This window comes from Bacteroidota bacterium (assembly GCA_016706865.1).
In the GTDB taxonomy this organism is placed as follows: Bacteria; Bacteroidota; Bacteroidia; order Chitinophagales; family BACL12; genus UBA7236.
In genome coordinates this window covers 708,545-726,817 of sequence record JADJIS010000001.1, presented here as the reverse complement: position 1 = coordinate 726,817, position 18,273 = coordinate 708,545, and the positions used below count along the sequence as shown (strand labels likewise).

The 18,273-nt window shown below is 33.0% G+C and carries 17 protein-coding genes and 1 pseudogene; 13 read left to right on the top strand and 5 right to left on the bottom strand.

The annotated features are described in order from the left end of the window. The first annotated feature begins 2 nt into the window (after positions 1 to 2). From IPI31_02980 to IPI31_02960, 5 genes and pseudogenes are all read left to right on the top strand, one after another. Positions 3 to 1,527 (top strand): annotated as a pseudogene (locus IPI31_02980) (kinase). Between the two features lie 428 nt (positions 1,528 to 1,955). After that, a complete protein-coding gene (locus tag IPI31_02975; GenBank protein ID MBK7566767.1) occupies positions 1,956 to 3,611 on the top strand; it encodes a DUF4339 domain-containing protein in 1,656 nt (551 codons plus the stop codon). Then, positions 3,583 to 3,789: a hypothetical protein gene (locus IPI31_02970; protein ID MBK7566766.1), complete on the top strand. Its 207-nt coding sequence runs from the start codon at positions 3,583 to 3,585 to the stop codon at positions 3,787 to 3,789. Before IPI31_02975 ends, IPI31_02970 begins: the two co-directional genes overlap by 29 nt. 214 nt (positions 3,790 to 4,003) lie before the next feature. Beyond that, positions 4,004 to 4,606: a hypothetical protein gene (locus IPI31_02965; GenBank protein ID MBK7566765.1), complete on the top strand. Its 603-nt coding sequence runs from the start codon at positions 4,004 to 4,006 to the stop codon at positions 4,604 to 4,606. 86 nt (positions 4,607 to 4,692) lie between these two features. Next, positions 4,693 to 5,145: a hypothetical protein gene (locus IPI31_02960; protein MBK7566764.1), complete on the top strand. Its 453-nt coding sequence runs from the start codon at positions 4,693 to 4,695 to the stop codon at positions 5,143 to 5,145. 259 nt (positions 5,146 to 5,404) lie between these two features. Here IPI31_02960 and IPI31_02955 read toward each other — a convergent pair whose 3' ends face one another. Then, positions 5,405 to 5,902, bottom strand: a complete 498-nt coding sequence (locus tag IPI31_02955) for a hypothetical protein (GenBank protein ID MBK7566763.1) — start codon at positions 5,900 to 5,902, stop codon at positions 5,405 to 5,407. Continuing rightward, positions 5,880 to 6,071, bottom strand: coding sequence for a hypothetical protein (locus IPI31_02950; GenBank protein ID MBK7566762.1), 192 nt, complete (start codon positions 6,069 to 6,071; stop codon positions 5,880 to 5,882). Before IPI31_02950 ends, IPI31_02955 begins: the two co-directional genes overlap by 23 nt. A gap of 38 nt (positions 6,072 to 6,109) precedes the next feature. Here IPI31_02950 and IPI31_02945 point away from each other — a divergent pair, with 38 nt between their 5' ends. After that, positions 6,110 to 6,916: an endonuclease/exonuclease/phosphatase family protein gene (locus IPI31_02945; GenBank protein MBK7566761.1), complete on the top strand. Its 807-nt coding sequence runs from the start codon at positions 6,110 to 6,112 to the stop codon at positions 6,914 to 6,916. 78 nt (positions 6,917 to 6,994) lie between these two features. Here IPI31_02945 and IPI31_02940 read toward each other — a convergent pair whose 3' ends face one another. Then, the gene (locus tag IPI31_02940; protein ID MBK7566760.1) at positions 6,995 to 7,252 is read right to left on the bottom strand and encodes a hypothetical protein; all 258 of its coding nucleotides are present in this window, start codon (positions 7,250 to 7,252) and stop codon (positions 6,995 to 6,997) included. A gap of 242 nt (positions 7,253 to 7,494) precedes the next feature. Here IPI31_02940 and IPI31_02935 point away from each other — a divergent pair, with 242 nt between their 5' ends. The 4 genes from IPI31_02935 to IPI31_02920 all read left to right on the top strand — a co-directional run bounded on the left by IPI31_02935 (position 7,495) and on the right by IPI31_02920 (position 14,412). Next, the gene (locus IPI31_02935) at positions 7,495 to 8,037 is read left to right on the top strand and encodes a hypothetical protein (protein ID MBK7566759.1); all 543 of its coding nucleotides are present in this window, start codon (positions 7,495 to 7,497) and stop codon (positions 8,035 to 8,037) included. A 14-nt stretch (positions 8,038 to 8,051) separates the two neighbouring features. Continuing rightward, positions 8,052 to 8,855: a hypothetical protein gene (locus tag IPI31_02930; GenBank protein MBK7566758.1), complete on the top strand. Its 804-nt coding sequence runs from the start codon at positions 8,052 to 8,054 to the stop codon at positions 8,853 to 8,855. A gap of 300 nt (positions 8,856 to 9,155) precedes the next feature. Next, positions 9,156 to 9,611: a hypothetical protein gene (locus IPI31_02925; GenBank protein MBK7566757.1), complete on the top strand. Its 456-nt coding sequence runs from the start codon at positions 9,156 to 9,158 to the stop codon at positions 9,609 to 9,611. Further along, positions 9,598 to 14,412 (top strand): CHAT domain-containing protein, encoded by a 4,815-nt coding sequence (locus IPI31_02920; protein MBK7566756.1) that lies wholly within the window; start codon positions 9,598 to 9,600, stop codon positions 14,410 to 14,412. The genes IPI31_02925 and IPI31_02920 overlap by 14 nt, the downstream gene beginning before the upstream one ends. A 319-nt stretch (positions 14,413 to 14,731) precedes the next feature. On the opposite strand, the gene IPI31_02915 is transcribed toward IPI31_02920, so the two are convergent. Continuing rightward, complete coding sequence (locus tag IPI31_02915) at positions 14,732 to 15,448, bottom strand: T9SS type A sorting domain-containing protein (GenBank protein ID MBK7566755.1); 717 nt, start codon at positions 15,446 to 15,448, stop codon at positions 14,732 to 14,734. Positions 15,449 to 15,624: 176 nt separating this feature from the next. Continuing rightward, a complete protein-coding gene (locus tag IPI31_02910; protein MBK7566754.1) occupies positions 15,625 to 16,683 on the bottom strand; it encodes a hypothetical protein in 1,059 nt (352 codons plus the stop codon). A 126-nt stretch (positions 16,684 to 16,809) separates the two neighbouring features. On the opposite strand from IPI31_02910, the gene IPI31_02905 reads away from it, so the two are divergent. The 3 genes from IPI31_02905 (at position 16,810) to IPI31_02895 (ending at position 18,252) form a co-directional block, all read left to right on the top strand. Further along, on the top strand, positions 16,810 to 17,394 hold the full coding sequence (locus IPI31_02905) for a zeta toxin family protein (GenBank protein ID MBK7566753.1): 585 nt from the start codon (positions 16,810 to 16,812) through the stop codon (positions 17,392 to 17,394). Beyond that, positions 17,381 to 17,533 carry a hypothetical protein gene (locus IPI31_02900; protein MBK7566752.1) on the top strand — a complete coding sequence of 51 codons (153 nt, stop codon included), beginning with the start codon at positions 17,381 to 17,383 and terminating at the stop codon, positions 17,531 to 17,533. Before IPI31_02905 ends, IPI31_02900 begins: the two co-directional genes overlap by 14 nt. A 356-nt stretch (positions 17,534 to 17,889) precedes the next feature. Further along, positions 17,890 to 18,252 carry a hypothetical protein gene (locus IPI31_02895; GenBank protein ID MBK7566751.1) on the top strand — a complete coding sequence of 121 codons (363 nt, stop codon included), beginning with the start codon at positions 17,890 to 17,892 and terminating at the stop codon, positions 18,250 to 18,252. Positions 18,253 to 18,273: the final 21 nt, after the last annotated feature.

The following is an 18,273-nucleotide window of genomic DNA, read 5'->3' as shown; positions in this document are numbered from 1 at the left end:
ATATGCAAACTATTACACTAAAATCTATTTTAGACAATACCAAAACCTACCAATATGTAGATAATGGAGAGCCTATGCGTGGAGGAATGAAAGATGTTTATTTCAGTCCTGATAAATCCTATGTAGTTGCTTTTTTTCGAACAAAATTAGACTTCAATCAAAAGGAAAGAGTTGTTTCAATTGCAACTATTAAAAAAGATAGTATTTTCAATGTAGAGAATGGTCATTATTGGAAAAAGGTTTATTCTTGGCCTTATGATGTTGTTGAAAAAGATGGTCTAACTGGGATTATTGTACCTGCATATGACAAACGTTTTTTCTTTAAACAAGGATATGCTAGTAACGACATTTTAAAAGGAAAGGAAAAAAATGGAAAGTGGTTTGCGAGTGCAAAATTTAGAGCAACAAATTCAAAAACAAAATTAGATAATTCAGAGTTGGGAAATTGGTTAAGTTATTTTCAAGTTTGTGTAAATATTGCCAGAGGTGTAAAACGATTGCATAGTGCCGGTTTAGCACATTCAGATCTTTCATATAATAATGTGTTAATTGACCCAACAAGTGGTTCAGCTGCTAACATTATAGACATTGACGGATTAGTAGTACCTGGTAAATATCCACCTGAAGTAATAGGTACATCCGATTTTATTGCGCCGGAAGTATTATCAACCAAACATTTAAATAAAACGGACCAAACAAGAAAACTTGCCAAGAGACTAACTGATTTGCACGCCCTGGCAGTGTTAATTTATATGTATCTTTTATACAGACACCCTTTGAGAGGTGGAAATTATTTTGGACAAATTGAAGAAATTGAAGAAGAAAATTTCTTAATGGGTTCCAAAGCACTTTTTGTTGAGCATCCAACAGATAGCAAAAACAGAAATTTCAAAAGAGAATATGGTGACAATTTAGAGAAATTTAAACCTTGGACAGATTTATCAAAAACACCTTACACAATAACAGGTCCTTATTTAAAAGAACTTTTTGACCAAGCATTTATTAAAGGTTTACACAATCCAAACGACAGACCAACAGCTGATGCTTGGGAGCAAGCATTGATAAAAACGAATGATTTAAAATTAGAATGTAGTAACAAACAAATGTGAGCAAAAATGGTTTGTTTTCAACAATACCAATAATACAAAATGCCCATTTTGCAATACAAAATACAATAATACAATTCCAGTTTTAGATTTCTTTTATCAATTTAAACCAAATGTTTGGAAACCAGAAAATCAAAGAATTGTAGTTTATAACAATGCTACTTTACATCAATGGCATTCAAACAGAAATATAGTTAGAAATGAAAAATTAACTGACAAGGAAAAAATTAGTGATGGCTATTTTGCATTTCATAATAATAAATGGGTATTTGTAAATCAAAAACTATCATCATTAAAGGATGTTACCGAAGACAAACAAATTCCAATTGGCTCAATGGTAGAAATTACAAACGGTAAGAAACTTTTATTTTCAAAAGAAAATGGAGGCAGAGTTGCCATAGTTACAATAGCAAACAATTAAACATGAAAAGCATATAAATAATATAAGCAAAAAAATATAAACAATCATCCAATATTTTCAAAACGTCTTTTGTTAGTAGTAATTTTTGCTTTTACAGTTTTAACAATGCTAATCATTGATTGAGGTATATTTAACAAAAAAAGTCTCTAAGTTTGAAATTTTGAAACAATATTATGGTTTCAATTTGTTTTGAAGTTTTGAATGAGAATTATTGTTATTGAGTTTATTTTACATTTTGGTGTGAGCAAATCACAAAATGGCAACTATTCAAGTTTTAAAGAACAACTTAAATAACAATGTCAAATCAAATGAACAAAAGATAAATTAAATGCGAAATTACAATATAAAAATAAGGTATAAAATAATGCAACTAAAACATATAAGAAGCTGAATTCCATAATTATTTTCAATGAACTAAACACACACAAATGAAAAAATATTATTTACACAATGGAACAGAGCAAGAAGGTCCTTTTACTTTGAGGAGCTTAAAAACTAAAGAAATTACAAGCGATACACCTATTTGGTTTGAAGGGCTATCGGAATGGACAACGGCTGATAAAATTCAAGAATTAAGTGTGTTGATTGTATCAACTTCGCCTCCACTTTTTAAAGGAAAGCAAATAATACCTTCACCAATTACTACTTCTAAGCCGACAGAAACTATTATTTCGACACAGATCAAGCAAATTATTAACTCTAAATCAAAATCTGGAATTGCTGCATTAATTTGCATAATTGGTTTTATTTTGCCATGGATTAAAGTTCCCATATTTGGAAGTTTTTCAGGATTCGAAGTCATTAAATATGGAAATGAATTTGACAGTAGTTGGATAATCATATTATATCTAATTCCCATAATATGTTCAATTATCATTTATGATCAATATTTTAGGAAGATTTTAACTGCGGTTCTATTTAACCTTATTCTTTTTATACCATTATTAATTTTAATTGCATTATTAATTATTTTATCATCATCCGGATCTAAAAATTCTGATGGTTTCATAGATATTAATCCAGTTGATTACTTAACAATTGGTTTTTATATTTCTTGTATTGGCGCCTTATGGCTGGTTGCCAATATTGACCGACAATACATTACGACATTTTTTAAAGATTCCCCCCAAATTAAAGACAAATTAATCACATTTTTTAAAAGTGCGCGTACACCAATTATCCTTAACCTTCTTGCGTCTACTTTTTATCTGGTTATTGTATGTAAGGGTCTTTTGAGCATTGATTCAAATGAAGATACGGAAGATATATTAGGATTACTTATATATTTTATATGCGGAACCGTACCGTTTTTTAGCCTGCTATTATTAACAATTCATGAATTTTATAAACCATTTTTAAGTCGACGACATACGTATTTTTTATGTTTTGCGTCTCTTATTAACCCATTTCTAATTATTCCAATAGGAGTATGGTTAATTTTAACGAGGAAAAGTATAAAATTGAAGCTTGTTAACACTAATATTGAAGAGGTTAAATTACAGTCAAATATTCAATTGGCAAAGATAATTGATGAGATACCTGAAAATAAAATATCTTTAAACCCTGAAACTATAATATTAGATAAAAAAAGTATTAGTAAGCCACGAGTATCATCACGTTTCAAAAGAATCTTATTCATTTCAATACCTGTGGTTGCTGTTGCAACAATTTTAATACTTTTTTTGACTAACATCATCCAGTTTAATTTTTTGACAAAAAGTAAAAAAGGGGTTTCTACTCAAGCAGAAATTATCACCCCAGATTTGTGTTTATATAGCGCCTCCTCTGCACTGCCGGAGCAAAATGGGAAGAGTTATATTGTCCAAAATTTATTTGACAAAAATATCGGTACTGCATGGAGTGAAGGGATAAAAGGATTTGGAATAAATCAATATATTGAATTAAAATTTCCGTATTATAAAATCCAAACTTATCAAAGTGTGGAATTAAGTGGTTTACAAATAATTAATGGTTATTGTAAAAATATGGAAACATTTATTCAAAATAGCTCTGTCAAAAATTTAAATATTTACCACAAGGGAAAAAATTATAAAAATGGCAACACTAACAAATCGTTTTTCTGAAAAACAAATAATTTCAATTCAACCGTCTATAAAATTATCGGCGGGTGATGACATCAAAATCGTTATTCAAGACATTTATAAGGGAACAAAATTCACTGATGTGTGCATCAGTGAATTAATTCCAATTTTACTATTGATGAAAGTAATAATTAACTTCTTAAAAGCATTTCCAAATTGAAGTATATTGTACAAGACCCGTAAATAGGAATTGCAATTCATCAGATTATCATTTATTCCGTAAGAATTAGTTATTAGTGAAATGTCCAAAATCAACACCTCTCCTCAATTAATCATTATCGACACAAATGATTCCTGCATTTGATTTGGCGGGATCACTTTAAATAATAATTTAAATTTTCATAAAATACCTGTCATTCAATAAATTTTAAGTTATGAGTCAAACAAAAGCAAACACCCATTCCGAGACCAAGGATAAATTTATCGCTGCGATCATCTTTGTTGTTGTTTTTATCGCCATTAAAATGTTATTATTTTTAGGATCCACATTTATCTGGAGTGCAATACATGATATAAATGGGATTATAAACGGTTTGGGATATATTATCGTCGGAGTGGCACTTGCCGAATCCTTCCTCATCATGAAAAAAAATCATCAACGCATTCTTTTGATACTAAGTGCATTATTGGTTATCCTGATCGTTTATATGTTTGGGTATTTCACAGGTTATTTAAGTGTCAGGCATGAAATCCTTTCAACATTAAACCAAAATAGGAAAGAGACAACCGAGACAATGAATGAATTTTACAAAAATGAAACCGGCCATACTGGCTTTGTTGGCTATTTTCACTTTCAGTTAAACCGTGTTATAGATAAGGATAATGTGAGAGATGACGTTGCTATATCTTCGATGGAGGATGGTGACATGGTTTTAATTGAAAAAGCTACTTACTGGATTCTTGTTGAAGCGGCCGATGCTTTGGGCATCCAATGCAATGGATTATTTACTTTTTATTCTGGTATATCGTGGGACTAATATTTGTTACAATAGGTTACTTCCTAGAATATGATCCAGGGGTTTTCAAATTTCCGAATAAACTGAACTCAAACAAACGTAGAAAGATGACGAGAATAACTGGAACAAATATTTACCTACTTTTGCCTGCCAAATTCAAGCCGCAGATGAATGGTGGTGTTTATTGCACGAATCATACAAAAATATTTGCGTATACCCAAAATGGGAACTATGTACAATACGATAAAACCTTCATAGAGGGATTAGTGAGCAATAAGGTAAAAAAGGATTTTTCAAAAACTATTACAGTTGCAGGGATGCAGGGATTTTATCTAGAAGCTTCGGAAAAAAAACATAAATATGCATTTATGACTTTCGGGAATGATGGGCAAATCACGACATTACATGGGAATTGTCGGACAACATATCAGCTGAAAAAATTGCGAAAAATATTTAGAAGATTATATTACGATACGATTACGCCGCTTGACTCAAGAGAAATAGACAATACAGGAGGACTCATACGCACAAACATGAAGACTCTATTGAATCATTCATGAATCATATTTATTATCCATAGAGTTAAGACAATAAAAACTGTAATCTTGAAAATGGAATAGATTAAAGTTTTGATTTCTTCTTTTTTGGCAATTCAGTATGAACGAAAAATTCAATTCTGGATAATAAAAGGAATTAATTTGTCTTTAATTTAACTGATAATGGAATATTACGGAATTTAAGATGTGCTATATTAGTTTTTCAATAGCCCGGAAATTAAGTTGTAGTGCATTAATCTAATTACAATTTAAATACAATAATTTATTTATTAAACTCTACCTCTGTTATGTTTTGCGAATTAAAAGAATTTAGAAAGTCAGTATCAACAACATCTAAACTTAATATATAATACGGCACACTATAAGAATTCCCTTCATATTTTAAATTAAAATCTAAAACATCCACACCAATTTCATATTCTGGATGCCTTAAAAATTTTCCTAAGCATTGATTATATTCTACTTTAGACATCCAATCCTTTCCATATGCAATTTTTACATAATATTTACCTTCTGGAATATTTTGAATTTTATATGAAGAATTTCTGTTTACAAAAACGTATCTAATGCATTTGTCACTTTCTTTATTTAAAAGTTTAACTGCTACATCCGTTCCTCCACCAACAATCAATTCTAAATAATTATCCAAAGATTTATCTTGCGTGGGCACAAAATTATAACAATCAGGCATTAATCCGTTTTTAAAATGATAGGATTCCCAACCGTCCTTTATCAAATTATTTTTTAGCGATAACTTCATTTTCATATTTAGTTGAATCTGTTTCAATTTCTCCACTTTCAATAAATGTTTCATTTAAATCACCATTAGCCCTTGATGAGGTAGTTTCTTGTGATTCACTGGTGCAGCTTAATAAGAAATATGGAAATAATATAAATATTAAATAATATTTTTTTATATTTGAGTTCATAAATTATTACATTTAGGCTTCAAATATAAAATATTTTTATGAAAATATATTTTTTATGTTTTGTATTCGTTGTTAATTCAATTTATGGTTTTTCGTCAGTCTCAATAATAAGTTGGAATTTAAAAGATTTAGGTGATACTAAAAGCAACACTGAACTTGAAATTATCTCAAAAACAATCAAAGGTTATGATATTGCAGTCATTCAAGAGGTTGTTTCCGGCGATGGCGGAGCCCAAACCATTGCAAAACTACATTACAAATTAAACCAAACCGGAAGCAAATGGGATTATTCAATCAGTGATCCAACCTCCAGTAGTGCCTATAAATCTGAACGCTATGCCTTTTTCTGGAAAACTAGCAAAGTTTCACGAGTTGGCAATTCCTGGTTGGAAAAGAAATATCATTTGGAAATTGACCGGGAACCATTTTTTACCACCTTTAAAGCAGAAGGTAAAGTATTCACGCTTGTAAATTTTCATGCTATAACAAAGGCGAGCCAGCCGGAAACAGAGGTGAAATATTTTAAATTTTTACCGGAAGAGTATCCAGATTTGAATCTAATTTTTTGTGGAGATTTTAATTTGCCACAATCGCATACTGTCTTTAACCCCTTGAAATCGCAAGGATACAAACCGGTATTAATAGGCCAAAAAACATCTTTAAAAATTACATGCATAGAAGACGATTGTTTAGCTTCTGAGTACGACAATATATTTTATAAGGCTACCAAAGTTAAATTTATAAAATCCGGTGTAATTTTATTTTATAAAAATCTAAAAACATTTGAAGAGGCAAGATTAATTTCGGATCATGTACCGGTTTATTTTGAATTTTCTTTAAATTAATTTTCTTCCTATTGGATTGAAATGATTTCCAATATGAACACTATTAAACAATAATAATTTATAGGGATATTTGCTATATTACTTGTAACATATTTTGCAAGGCGTTCTGTCCATTTTCTTTGCTTCTGATATTGTTATTTCTTTGGTTTCATGAGTGCATTTTTCAAAACCCGAACAGCTTTCCTTATGATAGGCATATGCTGTTTTGCTTACACAAATAAGCACTTTCTCCTCGGTTTGTGTTCTTAATGCACTAGAGGCATTTAAATAGGATGTTTCAGATTTACATGAAATGAATAAAATAAAAGCGAAGAAAAATAAGTGTATTGTTTTCATTGTAGGTAGATGTTTAATTTTAAAACCATCAAATTTACAATCAGGACCTGCTAGGAAAGGTTTACTGAAGTGCTTTTACATATATTATTTCAAAATGGTTTCAGGTTATAACTGTTGGTTGTGTTGTTTAACACAAATCTAATGAATTTTATGTAATCTCACACTGTTCCTTTTACGATTTTGCTTTCCTAGTTAAGTATTAACTAAATTTGTAAATAATACAATTTCTATTACATTATTTTATGCAATCCCTCTACACCATCGAAACCCACAAGCACAACTTTGCGGTCTGGACCGCTGCGAGAGCTGTGCAACGCAATTTTACTAATACAAATACAATTGCCTTGGCAATTGAAACAGCACAACTACATACCAAAGTGCAAAGGTTGGAACATAAAAATTTGTCAGTTAATGATTTTGATAAATGGCACTCTGAAATGGCGCACAAAATTCTCAAATCACTCACTCTTAAACCAGAAGATAAAAGAGAACAATATGGCCGCGCAGCTAAAATAATTGCCATCTACATCAAGACTTATCACATTTTAGGAAACCCTACTTCAAGTCTTTCTGAATTTGCACATCCTCCGGTTGATAGGATCTTGTTAGCAGCGTTGTTTAAAAAAAATAAGAAACTTACAAAACTCAATGTTGCTGATACAGCCTGGACTAACCTTACTGAAAAGGATTACTTCGAGGTAATTGATGCACTAAGAATAATTCAGCAAAAACAAGAACTTAAGTATTTTTGGATGATTGAAAGCGCTTGGCAAGCTTCAAATTAATTTAATTACATCTTATGAATGCGCCTATTTACAACAAACTCTCCCCAAAATACGACCAACTATTCACAAACCAAATAATCAACTTCATTCAAAAATCTCCTGAAAAATCCGAAACAGGATACGTAAATTTCTATCCATCATTCGGAGTGAAACCAGGAGATAAATGTGATTTCATTATTTATGGCCAAGCTCTAAATGGTTGGGGCGCGTCGTTTAAATTAAATGAGAAGGCAGAGGATATTAAAGATCGTGTTAAAGAAAGTATTGCCTTTTCAAATGAATTTTATGAGCCGAAAAGCCATTGCCCTTTGGATTGGGTAAATGTTCATTGGTCAGCATCTACTTATCATAAATATGCTGATACACTCGATGCACAGAAATTTTATGAAAAAATGGACTATTTAACTTTCCGCTCATTTTTTTGGAATGTTACTTATAAATTGATTTCTGCATGTTATGCATTTGGACCTGATTCATTTGAATGGGCCAGGAAAATGGTTTGGTCGAACTTATATAAAATTGCACCTTTAAGAGGTAATCCAGATTCCTATATTAAAAGTCTTCAACTAGAATTTGCTATCGAATTAGTCAGAAAAGAAATTGAAGAATTAAATCCAAAATACTGTATCGTTTTAACAAATGAATATTGGTGGGAACCATTTAGAACGGGATTAAAAACAGATATTTTACATAGGTATGATAACAGAGTAAGAACAATAGAGCAGCTTAATAATACAATGATTATTGTAACAACTCGGCCTTTTAGAGGTAGCAGTGATGCGCATGTTGAGGAAATCTTAGCTGCAATAAATTTATAAAATAAATATTTTCCACCCTGAAGGGATATTAATTGAGGCAATTACCCTTCATATTACCAAATCCATAATCCCATTCCCTATTTTTAAGTAATCCCCCACTTAAAATATAAATTAAATCCAAAATATTTATAAAAAACATAATTTTCTGCAATTCTTAGCATTTGTGACATCATTGCATTTATAATAAAATAATATTAATATTTTTATTTGGAAATTCCTAGCAGGAAAAGTAAATTTACTTTTCATACATACAACCATTTACCTGTATTTTTTATCAAACTAACTATAAAATAAAACTAAATGACACGACAATTTAAACTCTCAGGATTTAATATTACTAACTCCTCCATTGAAGAGGAAATTGATGGTTACGATGTACAGCATGCTGTGCTTTTAACGGAAATGCGCGACGGAGGTAATGTTATTGTTGCGGAAGGAGACGACGACGAAATCGCAGAAATCCAATTCGAAGATGACACCTTTTGGATGGGCACCGTAGGCGAGTTGCCAATCATTTTACAGCATGACAGAATGCCTGCCTCCAGGGGTTTTGATGATGGAATTATGGAGATTCCGACCTCGATTTCGTTTGGGAGTGATGATCGTGGCGGATTAAAAAATGTTGTGCTCAAAGTATTTAAAATTTTTAAACCTAAAGGGAATATTACGGGGCCGGTTGTGAAAAAATCGGCGGAGATTTTGGATAATAAAATTCAGCCTGCACCGGGCTTGTTTTTTGTGGATGGGGGAATTTAGGACGAGTAAGGTTACTAGTCAGCTGAAGGAAAGTGCTTTGCCTTATTTATTATTGATTCACGGAACTACGGCGTCGTTAAATAATTCCTTTCACAAAATGGTGGAATTTAAACAGTTTGGTTTGTGGGAGAATTTAAAAAATATTTATGGTGATAGAATTTTAGCACTGGAGCATCAAACTTTAACAAAATCACCTTTTGAAAACGCGATTGAAGTAATTAAATGGTTGCCGAAAAATGTGAGTTTGCATATTATTTCTACCAGTCGCGGGGGATTAGTGGGAGAAATTATTGCAAAGTATTGTGACATCCAGAAACCAGGATTTCTGCCGGAACATCGCGAACTCATGATTTCGGATTTCGGGGAAAAAACAATTCAGAAATTTGAAACGGAGATCAGCGCAAGACAAATTACCATCGAAAAATATATTCGTATTGCTTGTCCGGCTGCCGGAACAACCTTGTGCAGCACGCGTTTGGATACTTACCTGAATGTGCTGATCAACGGAATTAATATGGCATTTGGCGGCACTACTTCTCCAATTCTTACGGCATTTAAAAAATTATTGGCTGATGTATTGGCCTGTAAGGCGCGTCCGGATATTTTGCCCGGATTATACGCGATGAATCCCAACTCGCAATTTATTGAAGCGCTCAATCATCCGCAGGAGGAAATAAATGGAAGTTTGCATGTGATTGCAGGAAATAATAAAATTGCTTTTAAACCGAAAGCAATTATTACCATCATCACAAAATTATTTTATCTCGGAAAAAATGATTGGATAGTTGATACAAAAAGTATGTCGCGGGGATTATTCCGCAAACAAAATATCGGATATTATTATCATGAAGGTTCAGAGGTAAATCATTTTTCCTATTTCGCAAATCAGGAAACGCAGGAGGCGACAAAAAATGCGATAAATGCTCCTCTTAATACCATCGCTCCGGGCTTCGAATCCTTCGACAGAACCTTGCCGAAAAATGCGGAACGCGGAGTTATTTTTGGTAATTTAAGACCGGAGGAAGTAAGTGGAAAAAAACCGGTAATTGTATTTATTCCGGGAATTTTAGGTTCTAATATTTCAAAAAATAATGATGAAATTTATTTGGATCTGCTAAAAATTGCGCTCGGAAAAATGATGGATCTTCCCGTGGAAGCATCCAATGTGAAGGCAACTTCTCTTATCGGTAGATTTTATACAAAATTTAAAAAGGAATTTGATAATGAATATGATGTTGCCGTATTTCCCTACGATTGGCGATTAAATATGAAGGGAGAAGCCGATAAATTAAATACCTATATCACAAAGATCTTAACAAAAGCACCCGGTAAAACAATTAAACTTGTTGCACACAGTATGGGCGGATTGGTGTTGCGCGAATTTATTGATAATTATAAAGATTCCACCTGGAAACAAATAATAACATTTGCTGACTATAAAGTTTTATTTTTAGGTTCTCCGTTGGGTGGTTCCTATTTAATTCCGGAAATACTTGTTGGAAAAGGCGGACGATTAAAACAACTCGCGAATCTGGATCGTTTTCACACGAAAGAAGAATTATTAAAAGTATTCAGTAAATACGATGGTATTTTAAGTCTGCTCCCTATTGATACTTCCGTACATGATTTTACGGATAATGCCACATGGAAGAAAATGAAAGAACATTTTATTTCCGTTAACTGGCCGATACCGGATGATGGTACCTTGAAAAAATTTACCGCTTTTCACAAAAAGGTAAAGGCATTTAATAATGATATTTATAATGATAAAAATTTTATTTATGTCGCAGGTAAAAGTGACAAGACCGTAAACGGATTTTATTATAATGTTCACTCTGGAAACGAGGATAAATTAATATTTACAGGAACTCCATATGGTGATGGATCTGTGACCTGGGATACCGGAATACCCAAAGAAATAAAAGAAAATGATCGTGTTTATTACACCAATGTCGGTCACGGAGATCTTGCAAACGAACCGGATATTTTTGATGGTTTAAGAGAGATATTAAAACAGGGAAAAACAAATCTCCTGAGTAAACATCCGCCAATTTCCCGCGGAGAAAAACCGGTATTTGATATGCCGGAAGAATTAGTGGAAGAAATTACACTGGAGAATCTGGAAAATGTAATGATAGGTGCCACAAAATCCGAAATGGAGAATGAAGATATTTATCCTCCAATTACCATAGAAATGAAATGTGGTGATCTGCGATATGCAACCTATCCTATTCTTGTTGGCCATTTGCGCAGCGACGGAATTATGAGTGCGGAAAAAGTGGTGGATCAATATTTTAATAGTTTATTAAGTAAAAGATTGGCCACCGGAAATTATCCCGGAAATATCGGCGAGAGTAAATATTTTAATAATCCCAATAGCAAACCTTTAGGTGCACTGATAGTTGGTATGGGCAAAACCGAAAAACTTTCAGGATATCAATTAGAAGAAACCGTTAAACAAGGTGTGATAGAATATTTATGTTCATTTAATAAAAAAGATGTAGGAACTTCTAATACACTCGGAATTAGTTCATTGCTTTTAGGTTGTGGTTATGCTGGCTTGAGTGTGGAGACAGCAATTAAGGCAATTATTTCCGGAGTGCAGAAAGCAAATGAAACTATTCGCATAAATGGAGATAAAGTTTGGCCGACAATTGATAAAATTGAATTTATTGAAATATATGAGGACAGGGCATTACAAGCATTAATATGTCTTGATCTGTTAAAAAATACTACGAGATCAAAATTCATTTTTGAACCTAAATTGCAAAAACTGATCGGCAGCAGAAAACGATTGAATTTTGAAAATAATGTTGATTGGTGGCAGCGTATTACCATTCAAAGTGATTATGTATACAATGAAAATGGTTCACGCACGAGTGTATTTACCTTCAGTTCATCTATGGGAACTGCACGTGAGGAAGTGAGAAGATTATTCTGCAGTAAAGAAATTATTGAAACATTAATTAAAGAAATTTCCACCAAACAAAATTGGGACACGGAATTAGCTAAATCCATTTTCGAATTATTAATTCCGAATGATTTTAAAATGGCTGTGCGCAATCAGCAAAATTTATTATTGATACTGGATAAAACCACTGCCGGCTATCCATGGGAGATGTTGCAGGATATTTCCGTGCAATCATCACCACTTTCAACACAGGTTGGAATGATTCGTCAGTTATCTACGGATGAGTTTCGTCCGGGTGTAAATTATACCTTGGCAAATCGAGCATTGGTAATTGGTAATCCTGATACCGGAAATTATTTACCATCCTTAACAGGTGCAGCGGCAGAAGCGGAAATGGTAAATAATTTATTATCTAAGATCGGATATGAAACTACTTCTAGTTTAAATGATAGCTCAAGCACCATCATTAAAAAAATGTTCCGTTCCGATTATAAAATTATACATCTGGCGGCACATGGATTATTTAATGAAGAAAATCCCGATCTGTCGGGAATGGTAATTGGAAATAAAGTATTTCTCACCACAAAAGAAATAGAGCAATTAAGCAGTATTCCCGAACTCGTATTTATAAATTGTTGTCACCTGGGAAATACTAGTGATGTTGCAGAAGCTGCTTCGCGATCCAGATATAAACTCGCTGCAAATTTGGGCACTCAATTAATTGAAATGGGTGTAAAAGTGGTTGTCGCTGCCGGTTGGGCAATAAACGATGTGGCCGCAATGGAATTCACCACCGATTTTTATAACGGAATGTTATCAGGATATAATTTCGGTGATGCCATAAGAAATGCAAGACGCAATTGTTACGAAAAATATCCTTACAGCAACACCTGGGGAGCCTATCAATGTTATGGCGATCAATTTTATACGCTGAAAAAATTAAGTTCGGAAAAAAAGGTTGATGATAAAAAATATTATGTAATAGAACAAGTTAAATTGGATCTGGAGAATTTAATTAATAAAATAGGTGCCAATTATTCCGAAGCTCAGAAACAAGGTTACATACAAGAGTTTGATTTTATACTCAATGGAGCAAAATCCTCCAACATCTCCCTAAATCAACTCACTGAATTGGTTGCAATTTTCTACAACCGAATCGGAGAAGAAAAAACCAGTCTCGAATACTTTTCCGGATATTTTGAAAAAAACAGCAACGATTTTAATTTAGGTTCTTATGTGGAATATTCGAGATTAAAAATTAATTATTTTCTAAAATCACCTGATGCAATAAAAGAGATTAAAAAAGTAATTAGTAAAGTAGAAAGTCTTAATAAAATTATTACTTCACATGCACTTTATAATGTATTAGGATCTGCCTATAAAACTTTAGCATCATTACACACAGGCAAAGCACGCACCGAATTAATTCAAAAAGCAGTTATTAATTATGTGGAAGGATTTAAATTAGGTAAATCATCCTCTGTCGACAATACCATGTATTCCATCAGCAATGCATTTATGTTAAACGAATTATTACCAAAAAATGCTGTGGAGTTACCCGATATTTCCGAATTGGAATGGTCGTATAATAATATCAAGGTATTCGACAATATGTTAACCTTCTGGGATCTTATGGACGAGCCGAGGTATTGGTTGTGTAAATTCATCCTGCAACGTCAGGGCCACAAATTCCCCAACGGCAACACCAAAGTCACCACCGACAGTGTGATATCTTCCATCCAACAAGTATTCATTTCCTCCGGCGAAGAAACCCAAAAAATGAATATTCTCATGAAGTTTCGTGTTTTATTTGCCCTTTACGACAATCCGAAGTTGAAGTCGTTGCATGGAGAGTTGGAAAAGATTTTGAAGGGGTTGGAGACGGAGTAGGGGGAGTGGCAGTAGGCAGTGGCAGTTGGCAGGTTGTAACATTGGAGATTTTTGCTAGGATTGAACTAGTCAATAGTTAACAGTGGGCAGTGGGCAGGTTGTAGCATTGGAGAATTCTGCTTCGGATTGAACTAGTCAACAGTTAACAGTGGGCTGTGAGCAGTTTGTAGCATTGGAGAATTCTGCTTCGAATTAAAGTTTCGGTATACCAAAAGCGAAACGACCATCGCTCCTCCCGCGCCGTGGCCAGGTGTTTTCACCTGCCACTGAGGGGCGAAGTCGAGTTATCATGCAGTAATAAATCTGCAGTTGCCCATATCTAATTTAATATTACAATACCTGTGTTTATTCTATCACTCTTTATAATTCTTAAATAATATATTCCCTTTGAAAAGTCAGAAATCTGAATTTTAGTTTTAATACTCGACAAGCTTGAGGTAGATATCAATTTTCCTTCAATATTCATTATTTCAACCTTTGCATTAATTAATTCATCATTTATTTCAATAATTAAATAATTACTAGCAGGGTTTGGATAAATTATCAATTTGTTTGGCAATTTTCCAGTGGTAATATCATCCACAATTATTGAATAACAATCAGAGGTGTCTACACAGTTATATGCATCGGTAATTATTAATGCATAACTGCCTGAAAAAGTTGGGCTGTAAAAATAGGTATCAGCCCCTTCAATTAATTCTTTGTTTGAACAATCCATCCAGTGATATTCTAGTGCTCCAGTGTCTGATGCAAATAACGTTTCATCGTCTATATAGATGGAGGGATCTACCTGATGGGTATTTAAAGTTATGTTAATTACACTATCACAACCCATAATATTTGTCAATATTACTGTATATTCACCGGGTTCATATGTAATGCTGCCATCAGGAAGAATATAGGAAGTGTTTTCACACAAAGAGTCAATAATATTTGTAATATCGCCACATAATTTTATTAACCAATAATCAGTAGATCCATTTCCCGGGTCTGTTATATCTCCTGTTAGATTGCAATACCCTGCTCCACCTACCATATATCCTCCATCGTTGGTTTCAATAAAATTTCCAATTAAATCTTTTCCATCACCACCTAAAGTTTTATCCCATAATATATTTCCAAGTGTATCTAATTCAAGTATCCAAAAGTCAGTGTCACCTCTTAATGAATCTGTTTTATCTCCTGAAATACCTGAAAATGAATAACCACCAATTAAAAATTTCCATTATCTTTAAATGAAATTGAACACCCTATATCACTCGCACTTCCTCCAATTGTTTGCTGCCATAAAATATTTCCGGTTGAGTCCAATTTGAGTAGCCAATAATCATCTTCAACACTGGCTTCTGTTTTATCGCCAAAAATTCCTGACTTGGAATACCCTAAAACAATATAATTGTTATCCTCTGTTGTAACTATTGATTTTACAAAATCCCAGGAATTTCCACCAATCGTATTGTCCCAAATTATATTTCCAAATGCATCCAATTTAATGATCCAATAATCATCGGCCCCGACAGCTATCTCGCTTTTGTCTTCTGTAATTCCAGAATGTGATGAGGCACCAAGTATAAACCCACCATCATTTGTGAGGTCCAATGAAAATAAATGTTCTGTTCCACCTCCGCCATAAGAATTTTCCCACATAATATTTCCTATGGAATCTAATTTCACTACCCAACAATCAGAATATCCTTTATTGTTTTCAGACTTATCATATGAACTGTCTGAAATGGATTCACCCCCAAGAATATATCCGCCATCTGAGGTTTGTTTCGCAGTATATAATTCATCAATGCTATTTCCTCCTATGGTATTTTGCCATTCAATTTGGCCTACAGAGTCCAGTTTTAATACCCAAAAATCATCATCTCCCAAATTCACCTCCGTTTTATCCCCGCTAATTCCGGAGTCAGAGTAGCCGCCAAGAAAGTAACCTCCATCACTAGTTGCTATAATTGACATTAAAATATCATTACCGTTTCCTCCGATCGCATTTTGCCATTCAATGATCGATAAACTATCAACCCTGACAATCCAATAATCATTATATAAATTATTAGCAACTGTTTTATCACCTGAAATCATTGAAGTGGAAGATCCTGCTAAAACATAACCACTGTCCTCTGTTTCTAAAAATAAACTTAAATTGTCTTCGGTTAAGCCCCCAATCGAATTTTGCCAAAGAATGTTTGGAGATTGACAAAAAACATTAATTGGAAAAGTAAGTAAAACAGTAATAAAAATGACCTCATAAATAAATTTTCCCATAATAAATTTATTCCTGACCATAAAATTAGTTAATTTACTGATATTAAAACTTTCTGATACTAAGACAATTTTAGGACCGAAATCTTTGGCCTTAAACCCACAATACAATTTCGTAACTTTACCCCAATGAGCGACAAAAACCTCTTCATAATTGCAGGTTGTAACGGAGCCGGTAAAACTACTGCCTCCTTTACGATTTTACCTGAAATTATTAAATGTAATGAGTTTGTTAATGCGGATGAGATTGCCCGAGGTTTATCGCCATTCCAGCCAGAAAAAGTATCATTTGAAGCCGGTCGGATAATGCTGACAAGAATAAATGAACTACTTTCAGAAAATGTTAGTTTCGCATTTGAAACAACACTTTCCACCAGAAGCTACAATAATAAAATCAATCAGGCAAAACAAAAAGGGTATACGGTAACCTTAATTTTTTTTTGGTTACAGAATGTAGAATTGGCAAAAGAACGCGTAAAAATCCGGGTTTCAGAAGGAGGACATAACATTGAACCTGAAATAATAGAGAGACGTTATAAAAATGGCATAAAAAATTTATTTGATATTTATTTGCCAATTGTTGATGGTGCTTTTATATTTGATAATTCAAATGGTAAACATGAAATTTTAGCTAGAAAAACTATTGACGGACAACTAACTATTATTGACAAATTTAAATTTAATGAATTAAAACAAAATTATGACCACAGTTAAAGAACAAATGGAACTCTACGATAAAATTTCAAAAGGCCTCGAGTTAACATACGAAAGACTGCTTGAATTTAAAAAATACAAAAAAACAGAACTGGTTGTAATGCGCGACAATAAAATTGTTAAAATAAAACCGGAATAAGAGCAGTCAACAGTTTGCAGTGGGCAGTTTGTAACATTGAAGCTTCGAATAAAACTTTCGTTTTACCGAAAGTGAAACAACAAACACCCTCCCAAGTACGCCGTGGCCAGGTGTTTTTCACCTGCCACTGATGGGCGAAGTCGAATTAACATGCTTACTTTAATTTTTTATCGTCTCATATCGAATCAAGAACCGTGGCCTAAAGTGAATCTACCGGGTAAAATAAATTCATTTCCCCAAACATTAGAAATTATTTGAACCGAGGTGTTTTGAAGTTTAGTATCACAAAAACCAGAAACCCATTTATTAACTTTGTAAAGTAGAAATTTGGGTTTATTTATTTTATACTTTTCTCAATGAAATATATCCTCCTAACAACAATAATTATTACCCAATTTGCTTGCAATAAACAGCCTGCTACCACAGGGCTATATTATATTGGAAACCATACCAACTTTGATTTGAAAATTAAAGCTTATTATAACCAAACACAAATTGTTTTATTGGATAGTATTGTAGAATTTAATAGATTTAAAAAGATTTATACTGGAGTAGAAGGATCCGGAGGACATGTTGACCCTAGTAATTTCTTTACGGAATTTACTGTACATGCAAATACAGCAGGTGGTGATTCACTTATCTATCAAGGAGTGAGAAATGAAGATTGGGAAACATCAAACCGATTTGGTTATTTTGAATCTACTTTAAACCTGGAATAACATTAATTTTAATTCGATCTT

Excerpts from the sequence above, each read along its gene's own strand:
- IPI31_02900 (MBK7566752.1), top strand. The coding sequence starts at position 17,381 with ATGACCACAGTTAAAGAACAAATGGAACTCTACGATAAAATTTCAAAA.
- IPI31_02955 (MBK7566763.1), bottom strand. The coding sequence starts at position 5,902 with ATGAAGTTATCGCTAAAAAATAATTTGATAAAGGACGGTTGGGAATCC.
- IPI31_02945 (MBK7566761.1), top strand. The coding sequence starts at position 6,110 with ATGAAAATATATTTTTTATGTTTTGTATTCGTTGTTAATTCAATTTAT.
- IPI31_02970 (MBK7566766.1), top strand. The coding sequence starts at position 3,583 with ATGGCAACACTAACAAATCGTTTTTCTGAAAAACAAATAATTTCAATT.
- IPI31_02975 (MBK7566767.1), top strand. The coding sequence starts at position 1,956 with ATGAAAAAATATTATTTACACAATGGAACAGAGCAAGAAGGTCCTTTT.
- IPI31_02935 (MBK7566759.1), top strand. The coding sequence starts at position 7,495 with ATGCAATCCCTCTACACCATCGAAACCCACAAGCACAACTTTGCGGTC.
- IPI31_02940 (MBK7566760.1), bottom strand. The coding sequence starts at position 7,252 with ATGAAAACAATACACTTATTTTTCTTCGCTTTTATTTTATTCATTTCA.
- IPI31_02910 (MBK7566754.1), bottom strand. The coding sequence starts at position 16,683 with ATGGGAAAATTTATTTATGAGGTCATTTTTATTACTGTTTTACTTACT.
- IPI31_02915 (MBK7566755.1), bottom strand. The coding sequence starts at position 15,448 with ATGGTAGGTGGAGCAGGGTATTGCAATCTAACAGGAGATATAACAGAC.
- IPI31_02930 (MBK7566758.1), top strand. The coding sequence starts at position 8,052 with ATGAATGCGCCTATTTACAACAAACTCTCCCCAAAATACGACCAACTA.
- IPI31_02950 (MBK7566762.1), bottom strand. The coding sequence starts at position 6,071 with ATGAACTCAAATATAAAAAAATATTATTTAATATTTATATTATTTCCA.
- IPI31_02905 (MBK7566753.1), top strand. The coding sequence starts at position 16,810 with ATGAGCGACAAAAACCTCTTCATAATTGCAGGTTGTAACGGAGCCGGT.
- IPI31_02925 (MBK7566757.1), top strand. The coding sequence starts at position 9,156 with ATGACACGACAATTTAAACTCTCAGGATTTAATATTACTAACTCCTCC.
- IPI31_02965 (MBK7566765.1), top strand. The coding sequence starts at position 4,004 with ATGAGTCAAACAAAAGCAAACACCCATTCCGAGACCAAGGATAAATTT.
- IPI31_02895 (MBK7566751.1), top strand. The coding sequence starts at position 17,890 with ATGAAATATATCCTCCTAACAACAATAATTATTACCCAATTTGCTTGC.
- IPI31_02960 (MBK7566764.1), top strand. The coding sequence starts at position 4,693 with ATGACGAGAATAACTGGAACAAATATTTACCTACTTTTGCCTGCCAAA.
- IPI31_02920 (MBK7566756.1), top strand. The coding sequence starts at position 9,598 with ATGGGGGAATTTAGGACGAGTAAGGTTACTAGTCAGCTGAAGGAAAGT.